We start from the raw sequence: 19,612 nt of genomic DNA, 5'->3' as shown, positions 1-19,612 counted from the left end.
TTTGAGCAGTCCGCGGCGATTAAATTTTGCTTGACTTAGTCAGCATTACCATAAAAAATGGAACTATATTTCGAAAGCGTGCGGTAATCGTGCGCGCGTCATAAGTTGATGCAGCCGCCGCGGCGCCGCTTTCCAGGCAGTTTTTCAGTACCGTCTCTCAGGTTCTAGCACGGCCCTCGGAATGGCTAGAACTTTTTGAAGGCGCCATGGAAACATGGCGCCTTTTTTTTGTGCTTTCGTTTTGTGTTTTTCACCCGTAACCAGGTCCGCTTTAACGGGGCCGTCGGAGAACCATAGCAAGTATTCGTCGGATCGATTTCCGTCGGCTCGCTGCGCGTTTGCGACTGGAAGGGAAGAGGCGGAAGGGGAAATATCTCGTGAAGCGGGGATGTGCTGGGAACGAAACGGTCGATGCGACTCGCGTCAACCGTGCCGGTGACTACTCCACGGACATTCCCGAATCCCGGTTTTCGGACTGCGACCGGATGGGGGCGCTCGGCTCATTTCGCCAGATATCGACCAGCGGTATCGTGGTCACCGTGGCCGCGACATTTTCCGATTCGGGCAGAAGCCCGAGAAGTGCCGCAATCCCAGTTCCGCAAGCGGCGATAAGGGCTAGCGCGGCGATGGCGACGATGGTCGTTGTGCGAATCGACCTCGGTTCGGCTGCATCCGGATAATGGCGCATCATGTCCTGCTCCTGTTTGACATAGCCAACAAGTGCAATGACCGTGCCGACGGTGATGGCTGCCTCGCTTCAGCGAGCCCCGGCGGGGCTTCGGGCGGTTGTGCGTCTCGATCTGAGTGGACGGCGGGACGCTTCGATGTTGGATGCGGGCGAACACTCCGCATGCGCTGATGTCGGAGTGCCGCTTTCGATCCAACGTTGCGCATTCATTAAAGACGCGGCGGCCGTCCGGCAGGACGGCCGCCGCGACGGCAACGGAAAGAAGAATCAGCGATTCGCCCGACGACTGTATGACGGGCAAACGCTGGGCCGAAGCCAAAAATCAAAGCCGGATCAAAGCCCCCGATCCCGCACCGCGACAGGATCCACCGACGTCGTCGTCCAGTACGGATCGCGGTTGTAGTACTGGTGCATCTGCGTGCCCCAGGTCTCGTCGGCCATCGACGGCCAATGATCCTTGTCGAAGCCCGGTTCGTCCTTGATCCGCTGCGCGGTGATATCGACGCGGAATACCTTCTCGTCGGTATCGAGCGTCAGCGCGCTCCAGGGGATCGCGTGCAGATTGCTGCCCATGCCGAGGAAACCGCCCTCCGACAGCACTGCATAAGCGACACGTCCGCTGCGCACGTCGAGCATGATGTCCGAAATCTTGCCTACATGTTCGCCGTCCGACGAGACGACCTTGTTGCCATCCAGCGTTGCCGCAGCCATCACTTCAGGCCCCGGACCTTCGCCCACGCCACCGCCGACGATGCCTGCGCCCCCACGGGCCGGGTTCATTTTCGGGTCAAGTATGGTCATGATTTCCTCCTTTGGAAGTCCACGGGATGCATAGCGCATCCGGCGTGCCTGTCCGTTCGGGCGGCGCGCGAGGGGCGTGGCGTTCGTGTGCATGTTGGTCGGCGAGCGAGGCGCCAGACACGTGGTGTAGTTTTAGCTGTACTGGTTATCAGCGTGCGTCGATTGAACCGGCGCGCGGCGATGCAAACCCCGACGCGGGAATGAACATGGACGCCCTGAATCTCACCGCACCACGTCAACAGCCAGCACCGACGACGCGCACGACAGTCGAATATCTGTACGCGACGATGGCGCTCGGCGGACGTGTCGTGCGCGCCGACGCGGCCATGCATGATCCGACGTTGCGCTGGTGCCTGCTCGAATACCGGATCGATGTCGACGACATTGGCCGCGAGCTGTCGCGGTAAATCTCGCTGAGTGCGCCGAAGGCGATCGGCGCGGCGCGCCGCGCCGCGCGCTCGCGGATGCGAAGGCCGTGCATCCGGGCGACCTCAGCACGCTCGAACTCGATTTCGACGATGCCGAACAGCGCTGGACGAATGCCTGCAGGCAAAAAATTCAAGCACTACGCGTCAAGCTGACAGACATGCGCGCGCACACGGCTCCCGATGCGCACGAGTTCGTATTGCCCGAGCGTCGCGTCGAAGGTGGCGCGCTGGATATCGTCGCCCGCACGCGAATACTCGCGCCGCGCTAATTCATCTATCTCGCTTCCGGCGAGAGCATGGCTAGCGGTAGCGGGCATGTCGATGTTGCGAACGTTTCGCAGACGACGCCGTTGCCGCAGTTGCACCTACGCGCGCGCAACTACATCGGCGGCTGGCCGCAGGAGGAAAACGTGGAAGTGGCGGCACCGACGTCGCGTCGTCCGGACGGCCGTTATCCGCATTCCAGCGCTGGATTCAGGGCGTCGTCGCATTGCGACGCAAGCCTCCGCGTGACGAGGGCGCGGCGGTTCCAATCGACTGCGTGCTCGCGGCAGGCGAGGGCTTCCGTCTCGTGATGGATCTGCTGACGTTCGCCATACGCAACCTGCCGCAGGACAGATAGACGCAGCATCAGAAGTCGCGATTTTGGCGCGATCGGGAAAGCGTATGATGTCTGCTGCATCGGTCGATGCATCACAAGGCATCTTGTTGTCGCTCCCGATACGAGGCCCCATGAAACACGACGATCGCGCGCATGACGTCGCCGATTCGGGCGGCGAAGCGCAAGCGGAGTCGACGTTCGCCGCGCTCGCAGCGCCGCTCGTCGACGAAGCGCTTTCGCACAACGCATCCATTCACGCCGACGCTTCGCCGGAATCCCTGCATCAGCTGCGCGTTGCGCTGCGGCGCTTGCGCTCGTTGTGGTGGGCGTATGGTCCGCTGCTCGACAGGCAGGAAAACACGCGGCAGCGCGCGCTGTACCGCTTCCTCGCCGATGCCGCCGGTAAGACGCGCGACTGGGACATCCTGCTGGAACTGCTGGCAGGCGAGAAGAACGAAACGAACGAAAATGGCGAAGAGGGCGCGACCTGCGTCACGCCCGCCTGTCTGCGCGAAGCGCGCGAGCGCGCGCTGGCCGCGAGTCGCGAGACGCTCGTCAACGCGGACATACGCAACGTGCTGCATGGCGCGCTCGCAAGCACATCGAAGGAATTGAACACGGCGCCCGAAAGGCACGCATTGCAGAAGTTCGCGGCAAAGCGCGTGCGTGCCGCCGAAAAGTCGTTGCGAAAGCGGATGCGCACGGCGTCCCGCGCGAAACGCGCCGACTACGATCTGCTCCACGACGTGCGCAAGGCGGGCAAGAAGGTTCGTTATCTGATCGAGCTTTTCGGGCCCGTGCTCGATGACGTCGGCCAGGACCAGACGTTGAAGCGTCTCAAGAAGCTGCAGCAGTGCTTCGGCGAACTCAACGACGTGACGGCAAGCATTGCGTTGTTGCGCGAAAACACCAGTCTGTTCGCCGACGAAACCGAGGCGCACGCAGCGCTCGTGTTTCTGAAAGAGCGTCGCAAGGCATGCCGGCGCGAGGCGGTGCGGCTGTTACGCGAAGCGTAGCGGGCGCTGTCTTCTATACATCACTTGATGGCGAGCAGCACTGTCCGATAAACCGTATATACTGTTTATACCGTTAACGAGGAAACACGATGAGCACGCCACGAACCAAGGAACCCACCAAGAAGGCCTTCCACTTCCCGAAGAGCGCGAAGGAACCGGCTACCGGAACGAAAAAGCCTGCAGCAAAGGCTTCGCAGACTTCGGAAGCGAAGAAAGCAGCGACGGTCGAGCAGGCACCCGTGAGCGTGCCGGAAGCAGCAAGCGCAAGCCCGAAAACCGCCAAAGCCACGAAGACAGCGAGCGCCACGAGCGCGGCGGGCACTGTGAAAGCGGCGAAGAGCGCAAAGACGGAAAAGGCAGTGAAGCCCGCCAGCAGCGCGAGCCCTGCCGCGAACGCGAAGCCAGCGAAGGCGCCTAAGGAAGCCAAGGCCGTCAAGACCGCGAAGACCGCATCGGCACCCGCCACCGCCGCCGAGAAAAAGGCGCGCGTGAAGAAAGAGAAGGAAAAAGTCGTCCGCGACAGCTTCACGATGCCGAAATCCGACTACGCGAAGATCGCCGAACTCAAGCAGCGTTGTCTCGACGCGGGCCTTTCCGTGAAGAAGAGCGAATTGCTGCGCGCGGGGCTGAATCTGCTTGCCGTGTCGCCCGCCAAGCGGCTGATCGCGGCCGTGCAGGAACTCGAAGCGGTCAAGACGGGGCGTCCCGCGAAGTCGTAAGCCGGCGCGGCGGCCGCGCGTGCCGCCGGGTTGCCAGAGAGCCATCCGCGCTCAGCCGTTCAGCGCGGATAGCGCTCCGCGAACGCCGTATGCATGCGCTTGAGCAGCGCGATATACGGAAGCGCTCGCGCCGTCATCATCGACGATGCGGCGAGGGCGTTCGTCTCATCCCACAGGCGCTCGAACTTGTCGTGCGCGACGTCGGGCGGAATGCCCGACATCAGCAGATCCAGAAAGTCCTTTTCGATTTCGTCGGCGGCGCGGGGTGGCCGCGCGGCCGCGTTGGTCTGCTCGTTGTCGGACGGATCGGAGGACACGGTCGTTTGCCCGCTAGTTCATCGATCTCAGGAACCGCCAGCGCTGGTCCATGCTGTGCAGCAACGCGATGTAGGTGAAGGCGGCGTCGCTGTCGTCGCATGACTGCGCGGCGTGGTTGACTTCGTTCCACAGGGTTTCGAAACGTACGGCCGCTTCGGGCCGGCTCAGCGGCTGCGCGAGCAGCTCCGAAAACGCAAACGACAACTCCTCTGCGCTGCGCCGCAGCGGAAGCAACGAACGACGCGAAAGATATCTGTACTTCAAGAGGTCCCCGGCTGGCTTGCATGGGATGCGCGCGAGGCGGGCGCTGTGCGCGCCGTCCGGCCCAAGCCCTTTTTTGGCGACGATGCGACGATGCGAGGCTCGTCGCGCGTTCGGCGGCGGTGCGCGCGTGACCGGTTGTCACGATGCCCGCCACATATGACGTCGATGATACAGCCACGCGACGCACACGCGGCAGCGTTCAGCGATGATCTTTTGATGAACGGCGGGTGTCAGTCATCATCGTGGCGAGCGCGTCGCGGGCCAATCAGCGCGTGCCGTTCAGCGCGAGACGACGGCGACCGTCGCGATGCCGAGCACGGTCATGATGACCGACGCCGCCACGTGAATCGCAATCTCCCCCGCGGCCCAGTTGAGGCGGCCTTGCTGCAGATGCTGGACGATTTCGGCGGAGAACGTGGAGAACGTCGACAGGCCGCCCATCAGGCCTGTGATGATGAAGAGACGCCACTCGGGCGCGATCTGCGGGTTGCGCCCGAAGTACGCGACGGCCACGCCGATGATGTAACCCGCGATCACATTCGACGCGAGCGTGCCGAGCGGCAGCGCCGGAAACAGCGCGTTGAGGCGCAGACCGAGAAACCAGCGAAACAGCGAACCGAGTGCGCCACCGATACCGACGGCAAGAATGGACAGATACATGAGCAAACCTGGAAAGCCGAACATCGACGAACCGGGCTGCGGCGAGGCGTGACGCTGCAACGTCCGCAGGTTCCGGGCGAAGCAGGCATCATCAGCCACGAGGGCGGTTTAGGAGAATGCCATCTCCGGCGCGCGCAAGTCTAACATCGGCGCGCGCGTTTGTATGAAGGATCGGCGGCGCGCTTAACGGCATGTCCCGACCTTCGAAACGCGAGGTTACACCAGACGCGGCGGGCTTGCAGCGGTGTGCCAGATCGCGTCAGCCGACCGTCTCGCGTTCAGGCGTCGACGTGATCTTGTGGATCGACAGGTCGGCGCCGTTGAACTCGTTTTCCTGGTCGATGCGCAGCCCGACCGTCATCCGGATCGCGCCGTAGACGATCGTGCCGCCGAGCGTCGCGAACACGACGCCGCCGAGCGTGCCGATCACCTGTGCCGCGAACGAGACGCCGCCCAGCCCGCCCAGCGCGTGCAGGCCGAAAATCCCCGCCGCGATGCCGCCCCATGCGCCGCACAGGCCGTGCAGCGGCCACACGCCGAGCACGTCGTCGATGCGCCAGCGGTTCTGCACGATCGTGAACATATAGACGAACAGCACGCCCGCGACGGCGCCCGTCATCAGCGCGCCGAGCGGATGCATCACGTCCGAGCCGGCGCACACGGCCACCAGTCCCGCGAGCGGGCCGTTATACGTGAAGCCCGGGTCGTTGCGGCCCGCGAGCCACGCGGTCAGCGTACCGCCGACCATCGCCATCAGCGAGTTGACGGCGACGAGGCCGCTGATCTTGTCGATGGTCTGCGCGCTCATCACGTTGAAGCCGAACCAGCCGACGGCCAGCACCCACGCGCCGAGCGCGAGAAACGGAATGTTCGACGGCGGGTGCGCGGCGATGCGGCCGTCGCGCGTATAGCGGCCGTGGCGCGCGCCGAGCAGCATCACGGCGGGCAGCGCAACCCAGCCGCCGAACGCGTGTACGACCACGGAGCCCGCGAAATCATGGAAGGGCGCGCCGAGGGCATGCGTGAGCCACGTCTGGATGCCGAAGTGGCCGTTCCAGACGATCCCCTCGAAGAACGGGTAGATGAAGCCGACCAGCACGAAGGTCGCGAACAGCTGCGGGTTGAACTTCGAGCGCTCGGCGATGCCGCCCGACACGATCGCGGGAATCGCGGCTGCGAATGTCAGCAGGAAGAAGAAGCGTACAAGTGCATAGCCGTTGTGCGCGGCGAGCGTTTCGGCGCTGCCGTAGAACTGGACGCCGTAGGCGATCGTGTAGCCGATGAAGAAATACGCGATCGTCGATACCGAAAAGTCGACCAGAATCTTCACCAGCGCGTTGACCTGATTTTTCTTGCGGACCGTGCCCAGCTCGAGGAACGCGAAGCCCGCGTGCATCGCGAGCACCATCGCCGCGCCGAGCAGAAGAAAGAGGGTATCGGTGCCGGTTTTCAGACTGTCCATCCGTTTGATTCCTGCGATGCGCAAAAAGCGGGCATCGAATGCAAGAAGTGGGCCAAATAGATGCGAGAACGCGTGTTGTCGGTGCGGGCCTGCACTGGAATGGGATGGCGGGGCTCGATGGTCTTCCGGTTCGTTAGTTCGCGCAACGCATGTCCGCTATATCGGCACCGAGAATGTGCATGAGTGCGGAATTGGGGCATTCGTATATCCCAAAATCGGGCATATTCCTATGATTTGCTTAATATTTCCCTTCGAATTCATAACGCGGTGATTGGCGAACGAGCGCAACGGAACGCAGCCCGAAAGTGCGCTGCGCCGGGCGCATGGGACTCACTCGCTCCTGCACCAGATTGGCGATGCGCCCGCCGGGCCGCGCTTTGTCACAGACTGCAATCGCCGACATAATGTGCCGTCCCCGGCGCGACCCGCCGGCTTCCGACTCTCCCGGCGCGCGCATGAGACTGACGACCAAAGGCCTGCTTCTGATTGCGATCCCCGCCGTCTTCGAGCTGGCATTGCTGTCGGGCCTCATGAAGGCGCAGTCGGATGCCGAACAGGCCGAGCACTGGAGCATGCACAGCGAGGATGTGCTGCGTCAGACCGCCAGCATTCTCGCGCCCGTGCTGCTCGAATCAGTGCGGTTGCGCGGCGCCGTCGTCAGCGGCACACGCGATACCTCCACGCCCGTGGCGTTCTGGATGGACGTCGACCGGCGCATCGACCGGCTCGCCGAGCTGGTCGCCGACAATCCCGTCCAAGTCGAGCGCGCCGCGCAGATCCGCCAGGCCGTGCAGATGTACCGGCAATGGTCGGACCGCGTGCAGGACCTGATCCGCTCGGGACGCCGGCGCGACGTGCTGCAGCGTTTTCGCGACCTTGCCGGAACCGACGTGCTCGACGGCTTTCGCGCGCAGATCGCGGCGTTCCAGGCGCAGGAGCGGCAGCTCGATTCGGTGCGCTCGGCCGAGGCCGCGGCGGCGCGGGAGCGGCAGCAGTCGCTGATCGTCGCGGCCGTGCTCGGCTCGCTGGTGTTCGTCGCGATTGCGTTCTGGGTGTTCGCGCGCGGGGTGCGCGGCCGGCTCGCGCTGCTGTCGGACAACGCCAGCCGGCTCGCCAGCAACGAGCCGCTGGCGCCGCTCACGCCAGGTAACGATGAAATCGCGCGGCTCGATCTGACGCTGCATATGACGAGCCGCAAGCTGCTCGAAGCGGAGCGCCAGCAGGCGCGCTTCCAGTCCGATCTGGGCCGCCACGCCGCCGAACTCGCGCAGACCAACGAAACACTCCGCCAGCAAACCCAGGACAACGAGACGTTCATCTATAGCGTGTCGCACGATCTGCGTGCGCCGCTCGTCAATCTGCAGGGTTTCTCGAAGGAGCTGAACCATGCGTGCGACGATCTGCGCGAAGCCCTGCGTCAGTCGTCGCTGTCGACGCATCAGCGCGAGCATGTCGAACGGCTGATCGACGAGGACATCGGTGAGGCGCTGCATTTCCTGCAGACGGCCGTGCTGCGCGCGTCGCACATCATCGACGCGCTGCTGCGGCTATCGCGCGTGGGTCGCGTGGAGTACCGGCGTCAGCAGGTCGAAGTGCGCGACATCGTGCAACGCGTGATCGACGCGATGCAGGCCACGATTCGCGATCATCGCGCGCGCGTCATCGTGCAGGCGCTGCCGCCCGTATGGGGCGATCCGACAGCGCTCGAACAGATCTTCGCGAACCTGATCGGCAACGCGATCAACTATCTGAGCCCGGAGCGCTCGGGCGTCGTCGAAATCGGCACGGCGCCTACGCCGCCTGGCGTGCAGACGCTGCGCATCTTCTATGTGAAGGACAACGGCCTGGGTATTCCGGAAATTGCGATGCCGCGCCTGTTCAGCGCGTTCCAACGGCTGCACGGCAACGTTGCGGCGGGCGAGGGGATCGGTCTGGCGCTCGTGCGGCGCATGGTGGAGCGGCACGGCGGACGCGTGTGGGCGGAATCGACGGAGGGTGTGGGAACGACGTTTTACGTGTCGCTGCCGGATGCCGCCGCGCCGTCGCGCGACGAAGAGCACGATACCGCGACAACGGGCGATGGACAGGCGTTGCGGGCGGACGCGCGATAGCGCGTAGCGTGCCCGCAAAGCGCTCAGGAGGCGGAGAACAGACGGCGCGGCTTAAGCATTCTGCGGCCGCGGATTGACCAGTAGCCGCTCGCGATGATCAGCAGCAGCGCGCCCGTCAGGACGACCGTGGGCGCGACGTGAACGGCGCGTGAACCTAGCGCGAACAGCCCGCGCGTGAGGATGAGAAGCGCGGTCCAGAACGACAGCACAGCCTGAGCGAGCAGCCGCGTGCCGGTGAAGCGCCGCGCGCGGTTTTCGATCGACCAGTGGGCCGGCGCGCGCGAGCAGAAGAAGGTTAGCGAGATCAGCGCGACAGCGAGAATGATCACCCAGTTTGTGAGATCCATGATGGTGCCTTCCAAAGTTAACCTGCAACTCTAGGTGGCGGTACCGGTCACGGAAATCGGAGAACTCTCAAATAGGATAGACAACGCGCATGCGCGCCCGATCGACAGGCCGGACGCATGCCAGGCCTTGACGCGGATCAAAGTTCGATACGCGTGCCGAGCACCACGAGGAATTGCCGCAGCCATTCGGGATGCGCGGGCCACGCGGGCGCCGTGACGAAGTTGCCGTCGGTGACGGCCGCGTCGACGGGGATATCCGCGTAGTCGCCGCCCGCCATCTTCACCTCGGGCGCGCACGCGGGATAAGCCGAAATGCGCTTGCCGCGGATGACGTCGGCGGCGGCAAGCAGTTGCGCGGCGTGGCAGATCGCGGCGATCGGCTTGTTGCTTTCGGCAAACTGGCGCACTACGTCGATCACTTTCGCGTTGAGTCGCAGGTACTCCGGCGCGCGGCCGCCGGCGATCGCGAGCGCGTCGTATTGCGACGGATCGATCTCATCGAAGCTTGCGTTGAGCGTGAAGTAATGGCCGGGCTTTTCGGTGTACGTCTGGTCGCCCTCGAAATCGTGAATCGCCGTTTTTATGCGCTCGCCCGCGCGCTTGCCGGGACAGACGGCATCGACGATATGGCCGACTGCCTGTAGTGCCTGGAACGGCACCATCGTTTCGTAATCCTCGGCGAAGTCGCCTGTCAGGAACAGAATCTTCTTTGCTGCCATCGCATGCCTCCAAGGGTTGAGGGAACACGTCGAACGTCGGCCAGTCTACTCCAGGGTCGTGGACAACATCGCGAACGCATGATCGATCCGATTCCTTTTTCCTTCCGCTTGTACCGGCCCGCTGACGCTGCCCTTCTCGCCGCGCTCTTTCGCGACGCGGCGCTGGCTGCCGCGGGTTACGATCCGGCGGCGCGCGAGGCATGGGCGTCAGCCGCCGACGACCTCGCCGCGTTCGGCGCGCGGCTTTCACGTGGCGTCACGCTGGTCGCTTTGCGCGGCGGTGCGTATGCCGGGTTCGGGCAACTCCATCCGGCCGATCACATCGAGATGCTGTATGTCGCGCCGGCCTTTATGCGTCAGGGGCTCGCGGCGGAGCTGCTCGCGCGGCTCGAAGCACGGGCGCGCGCTGCGGGCTCGCTTGCGTTGACGGCCGACGTCAGCTTCAGCGCGAGGCACGCATTCGAGCGGGAGGGCTTCGCGGTGGAGGCCGAAGAGTCGGTCACGCGCAACGGCGTATCATTGAGGCGTTTTCGCATGATGAAGCCGCTCGCCGCGGCTCGACCACAAGTATGAAACCACTCTCACGCCATCCGCTCGTCCGTACTACTGCCTTCGCTGTCATGCTGCTCGCAGGTCTTGCCGCTTGCCAGAAAAACGATGCATCGGCGGGGCAGACGTCGACGAAGCTCAACGATCTCTCGCAGCAGGCCGGTCAGAAGCTCGATCAGGCCGCGAGCTATGTCGGCCAGCAGGTCGACGCCGCGAAGGCCACGGCGCAACAGAATCTCGACACGGCCGCATCCGGCCCGTCGATCAACCTCGATCCGAACGCGCTCGCGTCGCAGGCGCGAGCCAATCTGGACAACGCCGCCAGCGCGACCAACGCCGCCGTCAACAAGGCGATGGGCTCGACGGGCGCAGGGCTTGAAACGGCGGGACGCAAGCTGCAGCAATGGTCGAGCGAAGCATCGACGACCAGCGCGCAATCCGCGCCTACCGAATCCAGCGACGCCCAGAAACAGATGGACAAATAATCCCGCGCTTGACCGGCGTTGTAACTGTAACTATGATGATTACACATCGTCGCCGGCTGGTGCGAGGTGATTTGCGCGTCTGATGCGTATCGGATGATCTAGCGTTGTGAATACGAGTAGCCGATTTGCCTTTGCGGTTCATGTGCTCGCCCTGCTGTCGTTGCAGGAAGGCGTGCCGCTGTCGTCGGACATGATCGCGGGAAGCGTGAACACGAATCCCGTGCTGATCCGGCGTTTGCTGGCGATGCTCGCGGAGGCGGGCCTCACCACGTCGCAACTGGGCGCGGGCGGCGGCGCGCTGCTGGCGCGCGAGCCCGAGGACATCACGCTGCTCGACGTCTACCGCGCCGTCGACGATGCGCAGCTATTCGCCATGCATCGCGAGACGCCGAATCCCGCATGCATGGTGGGACGCAACATCCAGACGGTGCTGACGGGCATCATCGGCGATGCGCAACAGGCGCTCGAAGCGTCGCTGGCGTCGCGCACGCTGGCCGACGCGACGGCCGACGTCGTCCGCGCGGAACGGGCGCGCGAACGCAAGCGCAAAGCCGCGGATGGTTGAACGCAGACGAAGCACGAAGCACGAAGCACGAAGCATGGAGCGCGGGGCATCGCCCCGATTTTTTTAAACAAATATGTAATCGACATAGTTACATTTAAGCGGAAGGAACATTGACATGAGCAAGACACTGAAGATCGCGCTGTTCGGCGCAACGGGCATGATCGGCTCGCGCATCGCGGCGGAAGCGGCGCGTCGCGGCCATCAGGTGACGGCTTTTTCGCGCAATCCCGAGCGCGTACCTGCCGATGTCGCGAACCTGAAAGCGGCGCAGGCCGACGTGACAGACGCGGCGAGCATCGCGGCCGGCGCACGCGGACACGACGTCGTCGCAAGCGCCTATGCGCCGCCTCAGGACAATCTCGCGCAGATCGACAAGGCGACCCGTGCGCTCGTCGAAGGCACGCGCTCGGCGGGTATCAAACGTCTCGTCGTGGTGGGCGGCGCCGGTTCGCTCGAAGTGGCGCCCGGCAAGCAACTGGTCGACACGGAAGGCTTTCCGGACGCCTACAAGGCGATCGCGCTGGCGCACCGCGACGTGCTGCCTATCCTGCGTGCCGCCAGCGATCTCGACTGGACGTTCTTCGCGCCCGCCGCGCTGATCGCGCCGGGCGAGCGCAAAGGCACGTTCCGCACGGGCGCTAACGCGCTGATCGTCGACGCGCAGGGCAACAGCAGCATTTCGGCGGAAGACTACGCAATTGCGTTCGTCGACGAGCTGGAGCAGGGCCGTTTCGTTCATCAGCTCGCGACCGTCGCGTACTGAAAGCCTCGAAACGCCGCCGCGCGCCGCGCATCCGCCGGGCGGCGCGCAGGAGCGACTGTCACGCCGCCGCGCAAGCGCACTAACATTCGGTTACGCATCGGGGAGCTTTCCCTCGACGACACCCGCTAAACTTGGCGTCTCCCGTTCCCATGCAGATTGTTTGCATAAAAGTCACGGATTGCCATGAAGTCATGCCTCGCGCGGCGTGAATCGCAGGCTGCGCCGTCATCCGGCGGGCTTCTGGCGATTGACGCCGTTTTTCGCGCTTTATCCCAGTTCTTTTCGCACGCCGGAGCATTGCGCCGGGCGCGTTCGGGCGCGCTCGCGTCCGCCTTGTGCCTGTGTTTCGCGCTCGCTGGCGCGTGCCTCGGCATGCCGGGCACCGCGCAAGCCGCGGGCGCCACTCCCGGCGCGCCGATGATTCCCGCGCTGCAGAGCCTGATCAACAGCGCGACGGTTTCGACGGCGGCGCCCGCGTCGGGCGCGTCGGCGGCGGATGCGGCATCGGCGCCGTCGCCCGCCAGCCAGGCCGAGCTGGAAAAATCGCTCGACAGCGTGATCACGACGCTCGACAGCGACCGCCAGCGCACCGCGCTCGTCACGCAGCTGAAAAAACTGCGCGACGCGACGAAGACGGTCGGGCCGCCCGTGTCCGCCAGCGCGCCGTCGAGCGCCGGTCTGCTCGGCGCGATCGCCGCGGGCATTGCATCGTTCGAAACCGACGTGCAGCAGGGACGTTCGCCGCTCAACTACTGGTCGGGCCGCTTCAACGCGGCGGGCAACGAAATCTATACGATCGTCACGAGCCAGGGGCGCGAGCACTTCGGCCGCGTGTTGCTGAACATGATCGCCGTGCTGGCGGGCTGGGGCGCGTGCGCGGCAGGGCTGATTTACCTGCAGCGCAGGATTCACGCGCGCTTTGGCATCGTCGTGCGGCTCGATCCCAATCCAACCACGCGTGAACTGCTGATCTTCGCGTTGCGCCGCGTCGGACCGTGGATCGTCGCATTCGTCGCCGCGCTGATGTTCGTGCGCTCGATGCCCGATTCGCTCGGTCGCACGATTGCAATGGTGATCGCGTACGCGATCGTCGCAGGCGCCGTGTTCTCGGCGATCTGCCTGATCATGTTTTCGCTGTTCGGCTCAGGCCATCGACGTGCAGCCGTGCGCGTGCTGATCGAGCAGGCGCGCCGGCCGCTGTTCGCGATCGGCATCTGCAGCGCGCTCGGCGATGCTGCCGTCAATTACGACGTTGCGCATGAACTCGGCACGAATCTCGCGGCGCTGGTGTCGACCGTCTCGAACATGACGGCGGCCGTGTTGACCGCGTACTTCGCGCTCGCGTTTCGCCGCCCAGTCGCGCATCTGATCCGCAATCGCGCTTATGAACAGCGGCACGATCACAAGGCCGCTACCGACGGCTTCGAAGTGCTCGCGTCGCTCTGGCACGTGCCGATGCTCGTGCTAGCAACAGCTTCCGTGATCGCGACGATCGGCGGCATCGGCAGCGGTGAGAACGTGTTGCAGATTTCCGTCGTGACGGCGCTGCTACTGGTGCTTGCGTTCTTCCTGTCGGCCATCGTGCTGCGCGTGACGCGGCCGCGCAACACGCGCCGGCGGCGCCGCTCGCCCTACCTGACGCGCCTGTTGCGCTTCGCGGGCACGCTGATCACGCTGTTCGTCTGGCTCGCGTACTTCGAATTCGCGTCGCGCCTGTGGGACGTGTCGCTTGCGCAGATCATCGAAGAGAGCGTGACGGCGCGCGGCATCGCGCACGCGCTGACGGCGATCCTGATCACGGTGTTCGTGTCGTGGCTCGTGTGGATTCTGGTCGACACGGCGATCCAGGAAGCCGTCAATCCGAGCGGCCCGCGCAACAAGTCGAAGAACCCGAGCATGCGCGCGCGCACGATGCTGCCTCTGGTGCGCAACGTGCTGTTCGTGACGATCCTGACGATCGCGGGCATCGTCACGGCGGCCAATCTCGGCATCAACGTAACGCCGCTGCTTGCGGGCGCGGGCGTGATCGGTCTGGCGATCGGCTTCGGCGCGCAGTCGCTGGTGAGCGATCTGATCACGGGCCTGTTCATCATCATCGAAGACACGATCTCGGTCGGCGACTGGATCGACATCGACGGCGGGCACGCGGGCACCGTCGAATATCTGTCGATCCGCACCGTGCGGCTGCGTGACGGCCAGGGCGCGATTCACGCCATTCCGTTCTCGCAGATCAAGATCGTGAAGAACCTGTCGCGCGATTTTGCGTACGCGGTGTTCGAAGTGCGCGTGCCGTTTTCCGCCGATGTCGACGAGGTGACGCAACTGATCCGTGCCGTCGGCGCGGACCTGATGGCCGATTTCCGTTACCGGCGCGAGATGCTCGGTCCCGTCGAAGTGTGGGGACTCGACCGTTTCGACCCGAACTGGATGGTTGTCAAAGGACAGATCAAGACCCGGCCGCTGCAGCAGTGGAGCGTGGCGCGCGCGTTCAATCTCCGTCTGAAGCGCAAGATGGACGAAGCGGGTATCGAGATTCCCGTGCCGCAGATGCGCGTACATACGTCGCGCGGCGACGAAGTGGGTGAGGTGTTGCGAGAGGAAGAGCGCGCGCAGCATGAGGAGCACGAGCGGGAACACGCGCGCGAATCCGCGACGGGCACGACGACGCCGTTCAGGCCGAAGAAGGGCGGCCCGGGCCCGATGCCGCCGGCGCGTGACGTGTCGCACGAGCCGCGTCCGGCGCCGCCGTCGACCGGGCAAACGGCATCCGTGCCGCCGCAGATTCCAACGGCGGGCGACGGCGGGAAGACCTGACAGAGGATGAAGGTTCCTGCGAGAAAGGCGTCACGCGTTCATGCGTGACGCCTTTCGTTTGATGCGTACAACGCGGACGACGCGTTGCTCAGGCGGCAATGGCTTGCACGCTGTCGGCGACGCGCACGATGTCGTTCACATGCGTCGTGATCTGTTCGCCGGGCACGCCGTAGATGTGCAGCGAGACAGCGGTGCTGCCGCTGCAATTGCCAAGCCGATGGATGCCGGTGCGGCCTGAGCGCGTGAACGATACGGCGCCTGGTTCGCGCATCTGGTCGCGTGCAGGTGTCGCGCAGCCGGTGTCCGCGTTCAGGTCGTAAATGGTCTCCGTCAACGCGCCGTCGATGACGGCATAGCCGCACCACGTGTGATGCGCGTGAACCGGGCTCGCCTGGCCGGGCATCCAGACGAGGGCAGCGATGGCATAGCGGCCTTGCGGATCGGCGGCGAGCAGATGTCGGCGATAGCAGGTTGCGGCCCCTTCGCGTTGCGCTTCGGTGAGCAGCGATGCGTCGGCGGCGGCTTCGGCGAGCGCCGCGCGCACGCCGCGCGCGAAGGCCGCGTGCCGCGACGGATCATCGGAGCCGGCGCAGGCGTCGAAGGCGGCGTCGAGCGCCGCGCACAGTTGTGCGATAGCTCCCGCTGCGGGCATGGCGCAGGGGATGGAAGGGTTTTCGGTCAACGCGGGTTCGCGTGTGATCAGGCCGGCTGACGGGTTCATGGAAGGCTCCGCTGACGTTGTTTTTCGAGATTGGGACTGCCCTCATTTATACCGATTTGCGCAGAGAAAGAGTTTTCATATAATTCCCTCGTCTTGACGAGAAATAGAATAATTTTCTATCTGGGTGGAAAGATGGGAATGGACATCATTGATCGGCGGCTGCTCGAACTCCTGCAGGAAGACGCGACGATGCCGATCGCGGAACTCGCGGCGCGGGTGAACCTGTCGCAAACGCCATGCTGGAAGCGCGTGCAACGGCTCAAGGAAGCGGGCGTGATCCGCGCGCAGGTCGCGCTGTGCGATCCGCGCAAACTCGGCGTCGGCACGACAGTGTTCGTCGCCGTGCGCACGAACCAGCACACGGAAGCCTGGGCGCAGGACTTCACGCGCGCGGTGCAGGACATTCCCGAAGTGGTCGAGGTCTACCGGATGAGCGGCGAGACCGACTATCTGCTGCGCGTCGTCGTCTCGGATATCGACGATTACGACCGTGTTTACAAGCAACTGATCCGCGCCGTGCCGCTGTACGACGTGAGTTCCAGCTTCGCGATGGAGCAGATCAAGTATTCGACGGCGTTGCCGGTGCGGGCGTCCGTGGTTGCTGAAGGGCGCTGACATTGCCGGATTGCTTCGTGTGGTCGCGAGGGTGCTCCATGAACGCACAGGCATGCCGGACTGCAAGCCGCGCGCAAGGTGCTTCGGCGTAGAATGCCCGCTCCGCCGCATCTACCTGCCAGCAGAGCCCGACACATGAACGATCCGCGCAAGAAGAAAAACCCGACGCTTGGCATCGCAGTGTTTATCGTCGTTGTCGTGTTGCTGGTGATCGCGACGATTCTCTACAACGCGATCTCCGAAAAGCGCGAATACGACCGCGACAATCCCGCCGATTCGACGGCGTCAGCAGCATCCGCGACGGCGGCTGCCGTGAATGCGGCAAAGGGTGCGTCGCAGTAAGCGCGGCCCGCTCAGTAAACCGCTCAGTTCTCGGGCAAGCGGATCACGCCCGCATCCTTGCGAATCTGAAACGACGCGGCGAGCATCTGCTTGCACTGATGCGCGAGCAGCTTCAGATCATGCACGGCATCGGGCGTGTAGTCGGGCGAGCGTTCCGCTTCGATCACCATCGCATCGAGTTCACGCGTCAACTGCTTTGAAATGTCCACCTGGTCTGCGGGAGGCGGGTCGCCTTCCTCGGCTTTCGCAAGGTTGTCGCGTATCACCGTCAATGCGCGTTGCAACGGCTGATGCGACGGCCCGCCCATCTGTTGGGACGACGTGCGCAGCAACGGTGCCACCGCCGTGATCTGCGACGCGAGCACATGAGAGCGCACGAGCAGGTCGTTCAGTTCCGGCACGAACTTCTGCGCGGACTTGGGCTCGAGCATCATCCGTTGAAACGCCTGGCCGAGATTGGCGAACGCGACATGCACGTTCTTGCGCGCGAGCCGGTAGCGATAGTCGCGATCGAGCGCGCTCGCGGCGGCAGCGGCGGCGGGCGTAGGGGCGGATGTTTTGGCTGCAGCGCCCGGCGAACCAGCAGATGCGGCCGCCCCTCCCGATGCATTCGATCCCGAAGCAGCCGGGTTGCCGGACATTTCCATGATCCCGTTAGCGCCGCTCGCGGCAATTTCCGCGACGGCCACGGCAGGCGCCAGCGCGGCTGCTTCCGTTAGCGCGGAGGGCGTGATCACGGCAGCAGCCGGCTTGTCTCCCCACCACCAACTGGCCTCCAGATAGCTGCGCATCGCGGCGATCATGTCGTTGACGAGCTTGCCCATCAGCCGATATTCCCAGTACGGGAACAGATGGCTCGCCGCAATCGCGATCGCGCAGCCGACGACCGTGTCGATCGCTCGTTCGCCGATGATATGCAGGCTGCCGGGCGCAAGCAGATGGAACATCAGCAGCACATAAGACGACGTGAACACGACACTCGCCGTGTAGTTGAACAGCAGCAGGCTGTAGCTCATCACCATGCACGCGAACATCACGATGATAAGGATATGCGGCTCCTTCACGCTCATGATGAGCGCGATGCTCGCCGCGCAGCCGATCAGCGTGCCGACGATACGCTGTCCATTGCGCTGCTTGGTCAGCGAGTACCCGGGTTTCAGAATGATGACGGTCGTCATCACGATCCAGTAGGCATTGGTGAGCGGCAACAGGCGGCCGAGCCAGAAGCCGATCGCGACGGCGATCGTCATGCGCAATGCGTGCCGGAAGCTGGGCGAGGCCATCGTCAGGTTCGAGAAGATCGAGCCGAACGGCACGCGGCGGCTGGACACGAAGCGCGTGAGCGCCTGGTCGATGCGCAGATCGGTTTCCTTCGTGCTTTCTTCGTTCGCCAGGTTCTTGCGCATCCGGTCGATCAGGCGCGTCGCGCTCCAGACGCGTCTGAACGAAGCCGAGACAGTCGAGTAGGCTTCCGGATTTTTCTTCGGCAAGTCCTGCTTGCGCATCAGCTCGATTTCGTATTCGATCGCGCGCAACTCCGCCTTCACGTTGATCCGCGCGCGCGGCGGCTCGTCCTGCAGCACGGCGAGGCCGATGTCTTCGAGGTCCAAGGCCGCCTTGCGGATCAGGTCACGATAAAAGATCAGCAGGTCCGAGCCGCCGAACGTATTGCGCACCAGCGGGTAGTCGGTATGAGCGCCGACGAACTGCTCGTGAAGATCGACGGTGTGGATGAACAGGTTGAAGAGCGTCGCGCGGCGCGGCTGCAAGCGGCCGCTCTTCAGCTTGGGCAGATTGCGCAGCACGATGTCACGCGCGGCGTCCTGCATCGCCACGGCGGCGATCTGCTTGGCGACGAGGTTGCGGTAGCACTCGTCGAGATCGTTGTCGAGGTCGAAGAAGTCCGCGCGCGCGAGCAGATAGTCGGCGAGCGCGAATACGCTTTCGGCGAGCGCCTGCTGCTCGATCCGGTACATCATCCAGCGGCTCACCAAGGTCGACCAGTACGTGAACCACAGTCCGCCCACGAGTATCCACGCGGCGTTGATGAGCGCCTGCATCGGCGTGAAGTGCTCTTCGAGCGTGACGACCATCATGAAGAGCGTCGCGAAGCTGATCTGCGGCCAGCGGTTGCCGTAGACGACGATCAGCGACAGCACGAACGTGAGCGGCACGACGGTACACCACAGCGCGACGGGATTGACGGTCGCAAGCCCGGTGGCGAGCGCGGCGAGAAAGCCGATCACGCTGCACGCGAGCATCTCGTTGTGCTTGTATTTCAGCGGGCCAGGCATGTCGACAGCGCACGCGCCGAGCGCGCCTGTGGCGATCGTGAAGCCGAGTTCGCGGTTGTGAAAGACGATCAGGCAAAGGACGGCGGGCAGCGACACGCCCACTGCGATGCGCAAGCCGCCATAAAAGTACTGGCTATACAGAAACTTCTTGATTTCGACTGAATAGCGCATCGACCGCCTGGTGTCTCGTGTCTGTGTGTTGATGATGCAGCCGGGGCCAACATTCGGGCCTGCCGCCAGCTCGAACTGCCGTCGAGTCTAACTGATTTGGCCCCGCCCGGACCATCTGCCGGATGGCCAGGTTTCGTGTCTGCGAATGCGTTTGCTATG

Annotated in this window: 23 protein-coding genes and 1 riboswitch; of the genes, 13 read left to right on the top strand and 10 right to left on the bottom strand. The window is 64.1% G+C overall.

The window, feature by feature from the left end:
* Positions 1-439: 439 nt before the first annotated feature.
* Positions 440-691 carry a hypothetical protein gene (locus tag BLT65_RS13490; RefSeq protein WP_042308452.1) on the bottom strand — a complete coding sequence of 84 codons (252 nt, stop codon included), beginning with the start codon at positions 689-691 and terminating at the stop codon, positions 440-442.
* 330 nt (positions 692-1,021) lie between these two features.
* Positions 1,022-1,489 (bottom strand): PRC-barrel domain-containing protein, encoded by a 468-nt coding sequence (locus BLT65_RS13485; RefSeq protein ID WP_042308453.1) that lies wholly within the window; start codon positions 1,487-1,489, stop codon positions 1,022-1,024.
* 206 nt (positions 1,490-1,695) lie between these two features.
* On the opposite strand from BLT65_RS13485, the gene BLT65_RS47890 reads away from it, so the two are divergent.
* The 5 genes from BLT65_RS47890 to BLT65_RS48570 all read left to right on the top strand — a co-directional run bounded on the left by BLT65_RS47890 (position 1,696) and on the right by BLT65_RS48570 (position 4,253).
* A complete protein-coding gene (locus BLT65_RS47890; protein ID WP_244186496.1) occupies positions 1,696-1,896 on the top strand; it encodes a hypothetical protein in 201 nt (66 codons plus the stop codon).
* Positions 1,897-1,964: 68 nt separating this feature from the next.
* Positions 1,965-2,186 carry a hypothetical protein gene (locus BLT65_RS47885; protein WP_244186495.1) on the top strand — a complete coding sequence of 74 codons (222 nt, stop codon included), beginning with the start codon at positions 1,965-1,967 and terminating at the stop codon, positions 2,184-2,186.
* A 221-nt stretch (positions 2,187-2,407) separates the two neighbouring features.
* The gene (locus BLT65_RS48405) at positions 2,408-2,539 is read left to right on the top strand and encodes a hypothetical protein (protein ID WP_279634450.1); all 132 of its coding nucleotides are present in this window, start codon (positions 2,408-2,410) and stop codon (positions 2,537-2,539) included.
* Positions 2,540-2,649: 110 nt separating this feature from the next.
* Positions 2,650-3,534 carry a CHAD domain-containing protein gene (locus tag BLT65_RS13475; protein ID WP_091778362.1) on the top strand — a complete coding sequence of 295 codons (885 nt, stop codon included), beginning with the start codon at positions 2,650-2,652 and terminating at the stop codon, positions 3,532-3,534.
* A gap of 89 nt (positions 3,535-3,623) precedes the next feature.
* Positions 3,624-4,253: a hypothetical protein gene (locus tag BLT65_RS48570; RefSeq protein ID WP_091778360.1), complete on the top strand. Its 630-nt coding sequence runs from the start codon at positions 3,624-3,626 to the stop codon at positions 4,251-4,253.
* A 59-nt stretch (positions 4,254-4,312) separates the two neighbouring features.
* On the opposite strand, the gene BLT65_RS13465 is transcribed toward BLT65_RS48570, so the two are convergent.
* The 4 genes from BLT65_RS13465 to BLT65_RS13450 form a co-directional block, all read right to left on the bottom strand.
* On the bottom strand, positions 4,313-4,570 hold the full coding sequence (locus BLT65_RS13465; protein ID WP_091778358.1) for a hypothetical protein: 258 nt from the start codon (positions 4,568-4,570) through the stop codon (positions 4,313-4,315).
* 13 nt (positions 4,571-4,583) lie between these two features.
* Positions 4,584-4,835 (bottom strand): hypothetical protein, encoded by a 252-nt coding sequence (locus tag BLT65_RS13460; RefSeq protein WP_091778356.1) that lies wholly within the window; start codon positions 4,833-4,835, stop codon positions 4,584-4,586.
* A gap of 279 nt (positions 4,836-5,114) precedes the next feature.
* Positions 5,115-5,495, bottom strand: coding sequence for a fluoride efflux transporter CrcB (crcB, locus tag BLT65_RS13455; RefSeq protein WP_091778603.1), 381 nt, complete (start codon positions 5,493-5,495; stop codon positions 5,115-5,117).
* 75 nt (positions 5,496-5,570) lie between these two features.
* A riboswitch (Fluoride riboswitch) is annotated at positions 5,571-5,631 on the bottom strand.
* A 123-nt stretch (positions 5,632-5,754) separates the two neighbouring features.
* Entirely contained in the window at positions 5,755-6,957 is a 1,203-nt protein-coding gene (locus BLT65_RS13450; protein ID WP_091778354.1) for an ammonium transporter, read from the bottom strand.
* A gap of 455 nt (positions 6,958-7,412) precedes the next feature.
* Between BLT65_RS13450 and BLT65_RS13440 the strand changes: the two genes are divergently transcribed.
* Positions 7,413-9,068 carry a sensor histidine kinase gene (locus BLT65_RS13440; protein WP_042308464.1) on the top strand — a complete coding sequence of 552 codons (1,656 nt, stop codon included), beginning with the start codon at positions 7,413-7,415 and terminating at the stop codon, positions 9,066-9,068.
* Between the two features lie 23 nt (positions 9,069-9,091).
* On the opposite strand, the gene BLT65_RS13435 is transcribed toward BLT65_RS13440, so the two are convergent.
* Complete coding sequence (locus tag BLT65_RS13435; protein WP_042308466.1) at positions 9,092-9,415, bottom strand: hypothetical protein; 324 nt, start codon at positions 9,413-9,415, stop codon at positions 9,092-9,094.
* Between the two features lie 137 nt (positions 9,416-9,552).
* The gene (locus tag BLT65_RS13430; protein WP_042308468.1) at positions 9,553-10,134 is read right to left on the bottom strand and encodes a DJ-1/PfpI family protein; all 582 of its coding nucleotides are present in this window, start codon (positions 10,132-10,134) and stop codon (positions 9,553-9,555) included.
* A gap of 78 nt (positions 10,135-10,212) precedes the next feature.
* Here BLT65_RS13430 and BLT65_RS13425 point away from each other — a divergent pair, with 78 nt between their 5' ends.
* The 5 genes from BLT65_RS13425 to BLT65_RS13405 all read left to right on the top strand — a co-directional run bounded on the left by BLT65_RS13425 (position 10,213) and on the right by BLT65_RS13405 (position 15,310).
* Positions 10,213-10,707: a GNAT family N-acetyltransferase gene (locus tag BLT65_RS13425; protein WP_091778351.1), complete on the top strand. Its 495-nt coding sequence runs from the start codon at positions 10,213-10,215 to the stop codon at positions 10,705-10,707.
* Positions 10,704-11,168, top strand: coding sequence for a BCAL1086 family glycoprotein (locus tag BLT65_RS13420; RefSeq protein WP_482811876.1), 465 nt, complete (start codon positions 10,704-10,706; stop codon positions 11,166-11,168). The genes BLT65_RS13425 and BLT65_RS13420 overlap by 4 nt, the downstream gene beginning before the upstream one ends.
* 106 nt (positions 11,169-11,274) lie before the next feature.
* Entirely contained in the window at positions 11,275-11,733 is a 459-nt protein-coding gene (locus BLT65_RS13415) for an Rrf2 family transcriptional regulator (protein ID WP_042308474.1), read from the top strand.
* A 115-nt stretch (positions 11,734-11,848) separates the two neighbouring features.
* Complete coding sequence (locus BLT65_RS13410) at positions 11,849-12,496, top strand: NAD(P)-dependent oxidoreductase (protein WP_091778349.1); 648 nt, start codon at positions 11,849-11,851, stop codon at positions 12,494-12,496.
* 183 nt (positions 12,497-12,679) lie between these two features.
* On the top strand, positions 12,680-15,310 hold the full coding sequence (locus tag BLT65_RS13405) for a mechanosensitive ion channel family protein (protein WP_091778347.1): 2,631 nt from the start codon (positions 12,680-12,682) through the stop codon (positions 15,308-15,310).
* Positions 15,311-15,398: 88 nt separating this feature from the next.
* Here BLT65_RS13405 and BLT65_RS13400 read toward each other — a convergent pair whose 3' ends face one another.
* The gene (locus BLT65_RS13400) at positions 15,399-16,031 is read right to left on the bottom strand and encodes a cysteine dioxygenase family protein (protein WP_091778345.1); all 633 of its coding nucleotides are present in this window, start codon (positions 16,029-16,031) and stop codon (positions 15,399-15,401) included.
* A gap of 132 nt (positions 16,032-16,163) precedes the next feature.
* On the opposite strand from BLT65_RS13400, the gene BLT65_RS13390 reads away from it, so the two are divergent.
* Positions 16,164-16,646: an Lrp/AsnC family transcriptional regulator gene (locus tag BLT65_RS13390; protein ID WP_007740526.1), complete on the top strand. Its 483-nt coding sequence runs from the start codon at positions 16,164-16,166 to the stop codon at positions 16,644-16,646.
* A 135-nt stretch (positions 16,647-16,781) separates the two neighbouring features.
* Complete coding sequence (locus tag BLT65_RS13385) at positions 16,782-16,988, top strand: hypothetical protein (protein ID WP_042308479.1); 207 nt, start codon at positions 16,782-16,784, stop codon at positions 16,986-16,988.
* A 23-nt stretch (positions 16,989-17,011) separates the two neighbouring features.
* Here BLT65_RS13385 and BLT65_RS13380 read toward each other — a convergent pair whose 3' ends face one another.
* Complete coding sequence (locus tag BLT65_RS13380) at positions 17,012-19,453, bottom strand: FUSC family protein (protein ID WP_091778343.1); 2,442 nt, start codon at positions 19,451-19,453, stop codon at positions 17,012-17,014.
* Positions 19,454-19,612: the final 159 nt, after the last annotated feature.

The sequence above is a fragment of the Paraburkholderia steynii genome, from assembly GCF_900100565.1.
GTDB lineage: Bacteria > Pseudomonadota > Gammaproteobacteria > Burkholderiales > Burkholderiaceae > Paraburkholderia > Paraburkholderia terrae.
This window is presented reverse-complemented; position numbering and strand designations above follow the sequence as displayed.

What these genes read in the sequence shown, in the direction of transcription:
- BLT65_RS13380 (WP_091778343.1), bottom strand. Translation starts at nt 19,453, where the DNA reads ATGCGCTATTCAGTCGAAATCAAGAAGTTTCTGTATAGCCAGTACTTT.
- BLT65_RS13435 (WP_042308466.1), bottom strand. Translation starts at nt 9,415, where the DNA reads ATGGATCTCACAAACTGGGTGATCATTCTCGCTGTCGCGCTGATCTCG.
- BLT65_RS13385 (WP_042308479.1), top strand. Translation starts at nt 16,782, where the DNA reads ATGAACGATCCGCGCAAGAAGAAAAACCCGACGCTTGGCATCGCAGTG.
- BLT65_RS13450 (WP_091778354.1), bottom strand. Translation starts at nt 6,957, where the DNA reads ATGGACAGTCTGAAAACCGGCACCGATACCCTCTTTCTTCTGCTCGGC.
- BLT65_RS13440 (WP_042308464.1), top strand. Translation starts at nt 7,413, where the DNA reads ATGAGACTGACGACCAAAGGCCTGCTTCTGATTGCGATCCCCGCCGTC.
- BLT65_RS13485 (WP_042308453.1), bottom strand. Translation starts at nt 1,489, where the DNA reads ATGACCATACTTGACCCGAAAATGAACCCGGCCCGTGGGGGCGCAGGC.
- crcB (WP_091778603.1), bottom strand. Translation starts at nt 5,495, where the DNA reads ATGTATCTGTCCATTCTTGCCGTCGGTATCGGTGGCGCACTCGGTTCG.
- BLT65_RS13490 (WP_042308452.1), bottom strand. Translation starts at nt 691, where the DNA reads ATGATGCGCCATTATCCGGATGCAGCCGAACCGAGGTCGATTCGCACA.
- BLT65_RS48570 (WP_091778360.1), top strand. Translation starts at nt 3,624, where the DNA reads ATGAGCACGCCACGAACCAAGGAACCCACCAAGAAGGCCTTCCACTTC.
- BLT65_RS13475 (WP_091778362.1), top strand. Translation starts at nt 2,650, where the DNA reads ATGAAACACGACGATCGCGCGCATGACGTCGCCGATTCGGGCGGCGAA.
- BLT65_RS13400 (WP_091778345.1), bottom strand. Translation starts at nt 16,031, where the DNA reads ATGAACCCGTCAGCCGGCCTGATCACACGCGAACCCGCGTTGACCGAA.
- BLT65_RS13410 (WP_091778349.1), top strand. Translation starts at nt 11,849, where the DNA reads ATGAGCAAGACACTGAAGATCGCGCTGTTCGGCGCAACGGGCATGATC.
- BLT65_RS13420 (WP_482811876.1), top strand. Translation starts at nt 10,704, where the DNA reads ATGAAACCACTCTCACGCCATCCGCTCGTCCGTACTACTGCCTTCGCT.
- BLT65_RS13430 (WP_042308468.1), bottom strand. Translation starts at nt 10,134, where the DNA reads ATGGCAGCAAAGAAGATTCTGTTCCTGACAGGCGACTTCGCCGAGGAT.
- BLT65_RS13405 (WP_091778347.1), top strand. Translation starts at nt 12,680, where the DNA reads ATGAAGTCATGCCTCGCGCGGCGTGAATCGCAGGCTGCGCCGTCATCC.
- BLT65_RS13425 (WP_091778351.1), top strand. Translation starts at nt 10,213, where the DNA reads ATGATCGATCCGATTCCTTTTTCCTTCCGCTTGTACCGGCCCGCTGAC.
- BLT65_RS47890 (WP_244186496.1), top strand. Translation starts at nt 1,696, where the DNA reads ATGGACGCCCTGAATCTCACCGCACCACGTCAACAGCCAGCACCGACG.
- BLT65_RS13390 (WP_007740526.1), top strand. Translation starts at nt 16,164, where the DNA reads ATGGGAATGGACATCATTGATCGGCGGCTGCTCGAACTCCTGCAGGAA.